This is a genomic window from Mesorhizobium ciceri WSM4083 (genome assembly GCF_000519305.1).
Taxonomy (GTDB): domain Bacteria; phylum Pseudomonadota; class Alphaproteobacteria; order Rhizobiales; family Rhizobiaceae; genus Mesorhizobium; species Mesorhizobium ciceri_B.
Genome location: NZ_KI912610.1, coordinates 1575556 through 1586967, shown reverse-complemented (window position 1 = coordinate 1586967; position 11412 = coordinate 1575556). Strand labels below are relative to the sequence as shown.

The following is an 11412-nucleotide window of genomic DNA, read 5'->3' as shown; positions in this document are numbered from 1 at the left end:
CGGTTCCCCGCGCGGCGCCGACCGTGCCGCCGTCATGCTTACCCTCATCACCACGGCACGCCTCAACGACGTCGACCCGAAAGCCTGGCTCGCCGACGTCCTGGCCCGCATTGCCGATCTTCCCGCCTCGCGTCTGCACGAACTACTGCCCTGGCAATGGAAGCGCCTGCGCGAAGCCGACAAGCCCGCCGATCAGCAGGCCGCCTGACCTCACGAAACGTCATCATAGAGCCCGCCGCGCACACGCGCGCGTGCCAATCATGCGGCCTTCGTCGTATGCGTACAAGGTTCCAGAGCAAGGAACTGTTGGAATGGCAGCTTTTATCGTCACGTATGATCTCAACAAAGAGACTGGTCGACCCAAGATTGTTGATGAGGTCAAAAACACCTCATGGGCGAGGCTGTCGGAATCGTCCTATGCTATCTCTACGAATGAAACCGCCGACCAAGTGTATGCGCGCTTTAGGCCATACATAGATGACAACGACAATCTGTACATTGTCTCTCTTCGCCGACCGTATATGGGATGGGGGAAGAAAGACGTGAACGATTGGCTTGGGCAGAACCTTCCGCAGTGATGCCATTCACCTCGTAAGTTTTTAGCAGGCTCTCGACGGCGCCTACCTCCCGGTCTATTTCCGGTTCAATGTGGTAGGCGCCGTTTTCTTTTGTCCACCTCATGCCCCAATGTGTTTGACAGCCCAGAAGGATTATATTCCTATATTTGGCGCGGTCCGTCAAGGGGTCCGGAAAGCCGCGTAATTTGGCTATCCGCCCGCTCAAGCGGACCGCCTCACCTATTGAAAACGCCCCACCCTGGCGTATCCTCTCTCCCGGGCTTGGGGAGACATCACATGCGCACCACCTCAGACACCGTCGCCTCTCTCGGCCTCGCCATCGGTGGCGCCTTCGGCCTCGCCGGCACCTTCGTCGCCAGCGCTGCGCTCCGCGAAACACTCTGGACGATCGACGGCGCGGCGCTCGTGGTCGCCACCGCGCTGCTGACGATGAAGTATCAGCGGCTCGGCAATGACTGCGTAGCCGCGGGCTTCCTGACCTTCCTGGCCGGAGAGACCCTGCTGATGGCGGGCAATGCGGCGGGGCTGGAGGCCAGCGTGCCCTCCTATGTCGGCGGCATCTCGCTTTGGGCGGCGGCACTGGTCATGAGCAGCGCGCCGAAGACATTTGCCCTGTGGATGCGGCTCACCGCGCTCGTGGCGGCCGTGCTGTTTGTCGTCTCGGCTTGCATGATTATCTGGGGCGCGCCCTTGCTGCCGACCTCGGCGCCGCTGCCCGCCGCAGGCTATCCGTTCCTGGTGCTGACCTTTGTTGGCTGGATCTGGACTTTGGTGAGGGCGGTGCGGTGAGCCTTTGTCCGCTTCCGTACCAAACGTCCGGCCTGGTTGATCGGGCATCGGCGGGGCGGTAAAAACTCCGGGCGGCGGACCCTTATCAGGTCGCCAAATGGCCGGCGCGGGCTCAGGCAACTGCCTCACCGGCATTCGCGCCGGCCATTTTCCAGCTGCATCCGGCCAACGTTGGCGCCGCCCCGGCTGCCGCCATCTTCTCCCCGTAAACGGGGCGAAGGACGCTGTGGTCGATGGCATCGCTAGTCGCCAACCTTGCAGTGGAGTCGCCGGGGACGGCGCGGCTTGGTTCCTCGCCCCACGAAGTGGGGAGAGGTGGCCCGGCGAAGCCGGGACGGAGAGGGGCCAGCGCGGCGTTGGGAGGTTTTGGCTTCTGATAGGTGCTATTGCCAGCTCTTATCCTTCATGCGGTTTTGGTTTCGCGAAGGGCGTCCCCCGCTCCGTCCCGGCTTCGCCGGGCCACCTCTCCCCCACTCCCGTGGGGGCGAGGAACCCAAGGACGGCAGGCTCACCCCTCAATCCACACCTTCTCAAAATGCTGCTCCAGCGCCTGGTGCTGTTCGCAGCCTTCGACGCCCTTCCGATAGGTCCGGTAGACCGAGCGCCAGTAGGGTTGGATGATGATGCCTGAGTCGCGCAAATTCTGCTCGATCTTGCCCATGATCTCCTTGCGCGCCTTGGCGTCCGGTGTCGCCAGCGCCTTGTCGAGCAGGGTGTCGAATTCGGGGTTGGCGTAGGCGCTCTCGTTCCAGGCCGCACCCGATTTATACGCCAGCGCCAGCACCTGGACGCCGAGCGGGCGGCCCAGCCATTCGGTGCAGGAGAAGGGGTATTTGCTCCAGTCGTTCCAGAAGGTGGCGGCCGGCAGCACGGTGCGCTTGATCTTCAGGCCGGCCTCGCGCATCTGCGCGCCGATGGCGTCGCCGGTGCTCTTTTGCCATTCGACATCGACGGAGATGAGCTCGAATTCGTGGTCGGCCTTGCCGGCTTCGGCCAGCAGCTTCTTCGACTGGTCGACGTCGCGCTTGGCCGGCCCGATATCGGCATATTCGGGGTGCATGGGGCCGACATGGTGGTTGTCGGCGGGCTTGCCGCGGCCGCCGAGGCCGAGCGCCAGCACGGCGGAATTGTCGACGGCGAGCTGGGCGGCGCGGCGCACCCTAGCGTCGTCATAGGGCGCGTTGCCGACATTGAAGCGGGCGACGATGGTCGAGCCGGTGGCGATCTCGGAGTTCATCAGCCCCATCTGCTCGGTCTGCGAGACGGCGTCGGAAGCGGTTTCGTGGTCGGTGTCGATCTCGCCGGATTCAAAGGCCGACAGCATGGCGTTGGGATCGGAGCCGTAGTCGATCCATTTGATGCCGTCGAGATGGAATTCGCCCTTCCACCAGGGTTTTTCCTTGCGCTTCACCTCCGCACCCGTCTCGGCATCCCAGCTGACCAGCTCGCAGGGACCGGTGGTGATGGCAAGCGCTTTCAGGGGATCGCCGTCGCCCTCATAGGAGCGGTGCATGATCAGTGCCGGATAGTCGGCCATGCCGGCGATCAGCGAGATGTCGGGTTTCGGCAGATTGAGTTTTATCGTGAAGTCGTCGACCTTGGCGATGCCGCCATCGACGACCTTCTTGGTGTCGGCATTGACCAGCGCGCCCATGCGCGCGGCGACCGAATTGCCCGGCACGGAAGCGTCGCACCAGCGGGTGAGGTTGTGAATGATATCGTCGGCGTTGAAGGCATCGCCGTTCGACCAGGAGATGCCCTTGCGCACATGCAGGGTCAGCGTCCTGGCGTCGTCGCTCGCCTCCCAGCTTTCGAGCAGCCAGGGCTCGAAGGAGAAGTCGGTGTTCCAGCGCACCAGATATTCGTTGCAGTGGCGGGCGACATTCGACATTTCCACGCCGTCGAAGGTGCGCGGGTCCTTGAAGCCCTTGACGTTCATGGCAACGCGCAGGACGCCGCCTTTCTTCGGTTCTGCCGCGCGGGCAGGGGTGGGGGCGATCCCGCCCAGCGCAAACGCGCCGGCGGCACTGACGCCGAGCCCGGCCATCAGCGCCAGATATTCGCGGCGGTTGATGCCGCCGGTCCTGAAATCATCGGCGACGGGTTTGGCTTGCGGGTGGAGTTTGCGGTCGGTCAGCATGAAGTTCATCGTCGTTCCCCTGTTGTTGATGCATGCCGCCCAAAAGCGCCCAGCGGTTTTGGGACAACGGCATGCACAGAAAAATCGCCCCGGCCGATCGACAGACGCGGGGGCGGACGCGGCCGCCGGGACGCCGTTGCCTGAGCAGGCGAATGATAGAGCGGGGTGACGCGGGGGAGTGTTCGGGAATCCGCAGTGATTGTGCGGCGCTCCGCAGGGGGAGATACAGCCGATCTCCCCCCTTGAGGGGGAGATGCCCGGCAGGGCAGAGGGGGGCGCCGTAGAGCGCAACCTTCGGTGTCCTGATTATTCAATATCCATTCGAGAGCACTGCCGAACTTGGCTGAGAAGTCGGCGGGACAGCGCCCCCCTCTGCCCTGCCGGGCATCTCCCCCTCAAGGGGGGAGATTGGCGCGCCGCCGTCAGCTACTCAATACGGCCACTCACCCCTACCCAGCGCGCCAACCGCACCAACAATCCGCGCAAACGCTTCCGCCGCCGCCGGCACCGTCCTGCGTGCGCGCAGGAAGCTGTGCACCAGCCTCGGCTCCTCGTGCCACCATGCCTTGCCGCTGGCAGAAACAATGCGGTCGCGATAGGTTTCGCCGTCCGACGACAGCGGGTCGCACTCGGCTGACACGATCACCGTTGGCGGCAGGCCGGAAAAATCGCGGTCGCGCAGCGGCGCAAAAGTCGGATCGTCAGGTGATTGCCGCCTGGCCGAGCGGACGTCGCGGTAGAAGGCGATGTCGGCCACCGACAGCAGCGGTGCCTCGGCATGCTCGATATAGGAGCCGGCGCGCTCGTCGCCGCCGAGCTCGGGGTAGATCAGCACCTGGCCAATGGCAGCGCTGGCGTGGCGGCGCGTCGCCTGCGCCACGGCGGCGGCGAGGTTGCCGCCCGCACTTTCGCCGCACAGCACCAGCGGCAGATCGGTAATTGCCGCTGCCCATTCGAAGGCGGCCACCGCATCGTCGAAGGCGGCGGGATGAAGATGCTCGGGCGCCAGCCGGTAGTCCACCGACAGCACGTCGAAACCGGTGCCGGCGCAGAGCTCGGCGCAGATGTCGTCATGGCTTTCGAGCCCGCCGAGGATGAAGCCGCCGCCGTGGTAGTAGATCACCATCGCCTTCGCGGCCGTGCCGGCAAGCCGGTAGCGGCGGACCGGGATGTCGCGGCCGGCCGCAGTGACCAGGCCGTCGCTGGCCTTGACGCCTGCCGGGCGGCCCTGGTGGAAAGCGCGGCTCATCCTGTCATAGACGGTGCGCTGCTTGTCGATCGGCAGGCCGATGATTTCGGGCGGATACCAGGCGTTGACCGCGTCGATATAGGCCCAAAGGGCCGGGTCGAGCCGGGTTTCGTAGGGGCCGCGCGTCATAGATCGGCGTAGAGCGCGGCCGCGTTGTCGAAGGAGAAGCGCAGCGGCACCGAACCTTCGACCTGCCAGGCGGTGACGGTCTCGCCGGCCAGCAGCCGGCAGGCGCCGTCGGTGTCGGTGACGGCGCCGCCATAGAGCCGGTTGGCGAGGTTGAGGATACCGGTCTGGTGCATGGCCGCGCTGCCGCTGCCGCAGGCATCCTTGACCAAAAGCACGCGAAAGCCTTTGGCCACCGCATCCTTGACCGACGCGTCGATGCAGGCCTCGGTCCAGACGCCGGATACCACCAACCATTCGATGCCTGAAGACTTGATGTCACGCGCCGCCGGCCCGGTGCGGAAGGCGCTGGCCTCGGCCTTGATCAGCAGCGCCTCGCCATTGGCCGGCGCCACCTCATGGCAGATCTCGGTCAGCGGGTCGCTCTTGTCGGAAAAGGCCGACTTGCCGTCCTCACCGACCGGATGAAACGGCCGGTCCTGGCTGTCGAGATCGACGATGTAGGCCCAGTGGTAAATCGGCACATGGTTTTGCCGCGCCGCTGCTTGCAGGCGCTGGACGTTGGCGAGGATGCTGCTGAAGCCCTCGACCAGGTAGCGCGGGTCCTGCCGGTGCTCTTCCTGCAGGTCGATGAAGATCGCGGCCACGGTGCCGGGTTTGATGGCGATGGGGGTTCTCATGCGGCGCCTTGGTGATGCATGGTCGAGGCAGTCAAAGACTTTTCCGTATGCCGGCGGGACAGCGCCCCCCTCTGCCCTGCCGGGCATCTCCCCCTCAAGGGGGGAGATCGGCCGTCGCGAATGCCTTCGCCAATCACCAGAGCTGCAGGAAAAAGCGCCGCAGGCGACGCTGCCAATCTCCCCCCTTGAGGGGGAGATGTCCGGCACGACAGAGGGGGGCGCCAGGGAACGAGGCGCTCATTGGTAGCCCGCATCAAACCTGCGTCTCCAGAAACTCATCCTCATAGGGAAAGCGCGACAGCAGTTCGGTACCAGTCTCGGTGATCAGGATTTCGTCCTCCAGCTTGACGCCCTCGCGGCCGCCCTTTTCGCCGATATAGCTTTCGACGCTCACCACCATGCCTGGCACGATATGGCCGTCGCGGCCATAGGTCTCGTAGTCCATGGAATGCGCGATAAAGGGCGTTTCGCCATGCATGCCGACGCCGTGCATGACCGAGGTGTAGCGCTGGTCGACGAAACGGTCGGGGATCTTCCACGCCTTTTCGGCAATCTCGCGGAAGGCCATGCCGGGTTTGACGATCGAAATGTTGTGCTGAACCTGGTCGTGCGCCATGCGGTAGAGCGATTTCTGGTAGGGCGTTGGCTTGCCTGGTCCACAGCGGAAGGTGCGCGAGAAATCGGAATAATAGCCGTAGCAGCCGATCGTGTCGGTATCGAGCGCCAGAAGTTCGCCGGGCCGGATCTTGCGGCCGCTGGCCTCGTTGAACCATGGGTTGGTGCGCTGGCCTGATGTCAGCAGCCGCGTCTCGATGAACTCGCCGCCCTGGCGGATGACCTCGCCATACATGATGGCGAACAGGTCGTTTTCGGAGACGCCGGGCTTGATCGCCTCGCGCACCGCATAGACGGCGGCCTCGGCGCCGGCCATCGACACCTGCAGGCATTTCACTTCCTCTGGCGTCTTCACCGCGCGCACCGCCAGGATTTCGCCCTGGCAATCCCTGACCTCACAGCCGCGCTTTTCCAGCGCCAGCGCCTGCAGATGGCTGCAGCGGTCGAGCCCGAGCTTCATCGAACCGCCGCCATGCTGCTTCAAAAGCTCGGCGATCTCGTCGGCGAAGGGGCCGGCGGTCTCGTCGTCGCGGCCCGACACCGACGACCAGACCAACTTCGAAGGACGCGCCTCGTCGATCGTGTCGAGCACCATCGAGACATGGTAGCTCTGCGGATATTCGAACAGCACGATCGGCCCGTCGGTCGGGATGAAGAAATAGCGGGTCGAGTTGCGCAGGAAATAGCCGAACATGTTGCGCGAGCCGGTGGCGTAGCGCTGGTTGTAGGGATCGAACAACACGACGCCGCCATAGCCCGCCTCGCGCATCCAGCCGCGCAGTTTCGCCAGCCGGCCTTTGCGCAGCGCGTCGGCATCGATGAAGGACGGCTCGGTGTCCGACAGCCACATGCCGCCGGCCGGATCGGCGGCGGCGGGATGGCGCATGCGGTCCTTGAAGTCCACGTCCTCGGTGCTGTCGGGGTCGAATACGACGATGCTCATGGGGGTACGGCCTTGGCTGGGTTGCAAGGTCGGAGCATGGCGCAGGCGGGGCGGATGGATTGTGCGGAAAACCGCATGTGTTGTGCGGGATGCCGCTGGCTAATCGGTTACGTCGCGATCTTTGGCGCCCCTCTCTGCCCTGCCGGGCATCTCCCCCTCAAGGGGGGAGATTGGCAGTTTCGATGCCGCCGTTCTTCTCTGCAACATCTGAGATTAGCGAAAGCAGAGATGCAGTCCGATCTCCCCCCTTGAGGGGGAGATGTCCGGCAGGACAGAGGGGGGCGCTGTCCCGCCAACGTCACACCCGTCAGGGAGCGACACCTAATGCCGTCTCGCCAGTTTCGGCGGATGCCCGTGCTCTTCCCGAAACGCCCGGGCAAAACTCGACATCGATGCAAACCCACACGCCAGCGCGACGTCGCGCACGGCGAGCGTCGAGTGCGCCAGCAGATCGGCGGCGCGCTTCAGCCTCAGGCGCCGGTAGTAGCCATTGGGCGAGATGGCGAGTTCGGAACGGAAGCTGCGCTCGAGCTTGTCGGAGGAGACGCCGAGCTTCGCGGTCAGCTCGGCCATGCCAAGCCGCTCTTCCACCGCGTCCTCCATGATGGCGATGGCCGACAGCACCAGCTCGTTCTGGACGCCGGTGCGCAGCCGCAGCGGCATCATCTTGCGGTCGATGCTGGAGCGTAGCTGGCTGTGCACGAACCATTCGGCGACGCCGGCGGCAAGCTCGGCGCCGTAGTCGCGGGTGATGATCTCCAGCATCATGTCGAGGCTGCCGACACCGCCCGCCGAGGTGAAGCGCTTGCGGTCGATGACGTAGAGGTCGCGCCGAAGCTCGATGTTGGGGAAAGCCTCGGTGAAGGCGGCCTGGCTGGTCCAGTGCAAGGTACAGGCGTGGCCATCGAGCAGGCCGGCGCGCGCCAGGAAGAACGCCGCATCCGCCACCGCGCCGATATGGGCGCCATTGCGCAGGCTCTTGCGGATCCAGTGTGCCGCGTCCTCGGCGACGAGGTGGTCGGCATCGCCGCCGGAACAGACGACGATGCGGTCGACCTTCGGTGCATCCTCGGCGTAAAAACCCGGCTGGATGACGACGCCGTTCGAAGCCTCGACCGAGCCTTGGGTGGCCCCGACGATGATCCAGCGATAGCATTGCCGCTTCGCCAGGACATTGGCGGCACGCAGCGGCTCGATGACCGAACTGAACGCCATCATCGGAAAGCCGGGGAAGACCAGCACCGCGAAGGTGAGCGGGGTGTCGGTGGGTTTGGGTGGGGCGTGTGTAGCCATGGGGCGCTACATTTCGGGCAGATGGGGCGCGGGGTCAACGGGGCTGATGCTTGAACCTGGAACGTCAGCGCCGCCCCTCACCTGCCTGCCGGCATCCTCTCCCCGTAAACGGGGCGAGGGACGCTGTTATCGGCGCTTACGCCAATCACCGGCGGCCGCGGTTAGCGTCTTTCTCCCCGTCGCTATACGGGGAGAAATGCCCGGCAGGGCAATGAGGGGCGGCGCCGACTTTGGCGATTTGAGGGTCTAACCCCCCAGCGCCTGCTCCAAATCCGCGATCAGATCATCACCATCCTCGATCCCCGCCGACAACCTTACCAGCGAATCCGATATGCCGATCTCGGCCCGTTTCTCGGCCGGAATGGACCCATGCGTCATCAGCGCCGGATGCTCGATCAGGCTTTCCACACCGCCGAGGCTTTCGGCCAGCGTGAACAGCTGCGTGCGTTCGAGGAACTTTTTGGTGCCGGCAAGGTCGCGGTCGAGCACGGCTGTGATCATGCCGCCGAAGGCGTGCATCTGCTGGACGGCGACGGCGTGTTGCGGGTGGCTGGCGAGGCCGGGATAGATGACGCGGCGCACATCGCGGCGCGCTTCCAGCCACTGCGCGATTTTCAGGCCGTTGGCGGAATGACGCTCCATGCGCAGCGCCAAAGTCTTCAGCCCGCGCAGCGCCAGAAAGCTGTCGAACGGACCCGATATGGCGCCGATGGCGTTCTGCAGGAATTTCAGCTGGGCGGCGAGGTCCTTGTTGTCGCCGACAACAGCCACGCCGCCGACCATGTCGGAATGGCCATTGAGATATTTGGTCGTCGAATGCACGACGATATCGATGCCGAGCTCCAGCGGCCGCTGGATATAGGGGCTGCAAAAGGTGTTGTCGGCGACCGACAAAATGCCTTTGCGCTTGGCAAGTGCGGCGACGCCTTCGAGGTCGACGATGCGCAGCAGCGGGTTGGTCGGCGTCTCGACCCAGAGCATTTTCGTCTCCGGGCGTATCGCGGCCTCGACGGCGGCGAGATCGGTGAAATCGACGAACGAGACCTGCAGATTGGCAGAGCGCTTTCGCACCCGCTCCATCAGCCGGAAGGAGCCGCCATAGATGTCGTCGGTGGCAACGATATGCGCGCCGGAGTCGAGTAGTTCCAGTACTGTGGCGATCGACGCCAGGCCGGAGGCGAAGGCAAAGGCGGCCGAGCCGCTTTCGAGATCGGCCACCGCGCGCTCGAAGGCAAAGCGCGTCGGGTTCTGGCTGCGGGCATATTCAAAACCCTTGTGCACGCCGGGCGACTGCTGGGCAAAGGTCGAGGTGGCGTAGATCGGCACCATCACCGCGCCGGTCAGCGGGTCGTGGCTCTGGCCGCCATGGATGGTGCGCGTCGAAAAGGCCAGGCGGTTCTTGCCGGCTGAAGATGGGCCGGCTGGCGGAGTATTGCTGGTCATCGTGCGCGCCTCAGATGGTTGATCAGGTCGATGCGGGTTATCAGGCCGACGAACTCGTCGCCGTCGAAGATGATGGCTACTTCGTTGCGGTCGAACACAGGCAGCAGCGCATCCAGCGTCTGGCTGGCCTGCAGCGTGTGCAGGTTGGAGGTCATGGCCGTGCGCACCGGGCCGTTGAAGCGCTCCCAGCGGCCATCATAGGGGCCGTCGACATGGGCAAGAATATCGCTTTCGTCGACGATGCCGACGAGCTTGCCATTGTCGAGCACCGGCAGCTGCGAGACATCGGAGCGGCGCATGCGGCCATAGGCGTTGAGCAGGCTTTCGTCCGGGCCGACATAGACGGTGTCGCCGGTGCGGTGCGAGCGCATCACCAGATCGCGCAGATCGCCATGCTGTTCGTGCTCGGCCAGCCCCTGCTCGGCCAGCCAGAAATCATCGAACACCTTCGACAGATACTTGTTGCCGCTGTCGCAGACGAAGGTGACGACGCGTTTCGGCACCGTCTGCTCGCGGCAATAGCGCAGCGCGGCGGACAAAAGCGTGCCCGAGGATGAGCCGGCGAGGATACCTTCCTTCGACAAGAGGTCGCGCACCGCCAGCATGCTCTGCTTGTCGGGGATGGAATACGCCTTCTTGACCAGCGACAGATCGGCATTGGGCGGCACGAAATCCTCGCCGATGCCTTCCACCGTCCAGCTGCCGGCCTCTTCCATCTTGCCGGTCTTGATCAGTGGCGCCAGCACCGAGCCGACCGGATCGGCCAGCACCATTTCGGTCTTCGGCGACACTTTGGCGAAGTAGCGGCCAAGCCCGGTCAGCGTGCCGCCGGAGCCGACGCCGACGACCACGGCATCGACGTCACCGTCGAGCTGCGAAAAGATCTCCGGACCGGTGGTGGTTTCATGCGCCAGCGGGTTGGCCGGGTTGGCGAACTGGTTGGCGTAGAAAGCGCCGGGCGTTTCCGCCGCGATCTTCTCGGCCATGTCCTGGTAATATTCGGCATGGCCCTTGCCGACATCGGAGCGCGTCATGCGCACCTCGGCGCCGAGCGCGCGCAGATGCTGGATCTTTTCGCGCGACATCTTGTCTGGCACGACCAGCACGATGCGGTAGCCCTTGGGGATGCCGACCTGGGCGAGGCCGAGGCCGGTATTGCCGGCCGTCGCCTCGACAATGGTGCCGCCGCGCCTGAGCTTGCCCTGCTTTTCAGCCGCGGCGATCATCGACAGCGCGATGCGGTCCTTGATCGAGCCGCCGGGGTTCTGGCTTTCGAGCTTGATGAACAGCCGGCACTTGCCGGTGTCGAATTTGGTCAGCTCGACCACCGGCGTCTGGCCGATCAGGTCGAGGACGGATTTGTAGGGCGGACGCAGGCGGGACAATTCGTCGGCTGCGGCGATCTCGTGCTCGCTCATATCGATGCTCCATGACCAAGCGACCGCCTCGAGGCAGAGCGGCAGCGTATCCTCTTTTCCAGCCCTTTGCAGTCGGAAAGAAGATAGATCGTGCCAATCAACCGGCCAGATGCGGAATGAAATTCCGGGTTTACACCT

General features: G+C 64.5%; 10 protein-coding genes. 3 read left to right on the top strand and 7 right to left on the bottom strand.

The window, feature by feature from the left end; genetic code table 11:
- The 3 genes from MESCI2_RS0133745 to MESCI2_RS1000000138660 all read left to right on the top strand — a co-directional run.
- Positions 1-208 (top strand): transposase domain-containing protein (locus tag MESCI2_RS0133745; protein WP_027040349.1); only part of this gene is annotated, 208 nt, incomplete at its 5' end.
- A gap of 103 nt (positions 209-311) precedes the next feature.
- Positions 312-578, top strand: coding sequence for a hypothetical protein (locus tag MESCI2_RS0133740; RefSeq protein WP_027040348.1), 267 nt, complete (start codon positions 312-314; stop codon positions 576-578).
- A 276-nt stretch (positions 579-854) separates the two neighbouring features.
- The gene (locus MESCI2_RS1000000138660; RefSeq protein WP_027040347.1) at positions 855-1367 is read left to right on the top strand and encodes a hypothetical protein; all 513 of its coding nucleotides are present in this window, start codon (positions 855-857) and stop codon (positions 1365-1367) included.
- 508 nt (positions 1368-1875) lie between these two features.
- Here MESCI2_RS1000000138660 and MESCI2_RS0133730 read toward each other — a convergent pair.
- From MESCI2_RS0133730 to MESCI2_RS0133700, 7 genes are all read right to left on the bottom strand, one after another.
- The gene (locus MESCI2_RS0133730) at positions 1876-3516 is read right to left on the bottom strand and encodes an ABC transporter substrate-binding protein (RefSeq protein ID WP_027040346.1); all 1641 of its coding nucleotides are present in this window, start codon (positions 3514-3516) and stop codon (positions 1876-1878) included.
- Between the two features lie 421 nt (positions 3517-3937).
- Positions 3938-4885: an alpha/beta hydrolase gene (locus tag MESCI2_RS0133725; protein ID WP_027040345.1), complete on the bottom strand. Its 948-nt coding sequence runs from the start codon at positions 4883-4885 to the stop codon at positions 3938-3940.
- Entirely contained in the window at positions 4882-5562 is a 681-nt protein-coding gene (locus tag MESCI2_RS0133720) for an isochorismatase family protein (protein WP_027040344.1), read from the bottom strand. The genes MESCI2_RS0133725 and MESCI2_RS0133720 overlap by 4 nt, the downstream gene beginning before the upstream one ends.
- Positions 5563-5815: 253 nt before the next feature.
- The gene (locus MESCI2_RS0133715; RefSeq protein ID WP_027040343.1) at positions 5816-7120 is read right to left on the bottom strand and encodes a M24 family metallopeptidase; all 1305 of its coding nucleotides are present in this window, start codon (positions 7118-7120) and stop codon (positions 5816-5818) included.
- Between the two features lie 321 nt (positions 7121-7441).
- A complete protein-coding gene (locus MESCI2_RS0133710; RefSeq protein WP_027040342.1) occupies positions 7442-8413 on the bottom strand; it encodes a GlxA family transcriptional regulator in 972 nt (323 codons plus the stop codon).
- 246 nt (positions 8414-8659) lie between these two features.
- Positions 8660-9856 (bottom strand): trans-sulfuration enzyme family protein, encoded by a 1197-nt coding sequence (locus MESCI2_RS0133705; RefSeq protein ID WP_027040341.1) that lies wholly within the window; start codon positions 9854-9856, stop codon positions 8660-8662.
- The gene (locus MESCI2_RS0133700) at positions 9853-11274 is read right to left on the bottom strand and encodes a pyridoxal-phosphate dependent enzyme (RefSeq protein WP_027040340.1); all 1422 of its coding nucleotides are present in this window, start codon (positions 11272-11274) and stop codon (positions 9853-9855) included. Before MESCI2_RS0133700 ends, MESCI2_RS0133705 begins: the two co-directional genes overlap by 4 nt.
- Positions 11275-11412 lie beyond the last annotated feature (138 nt).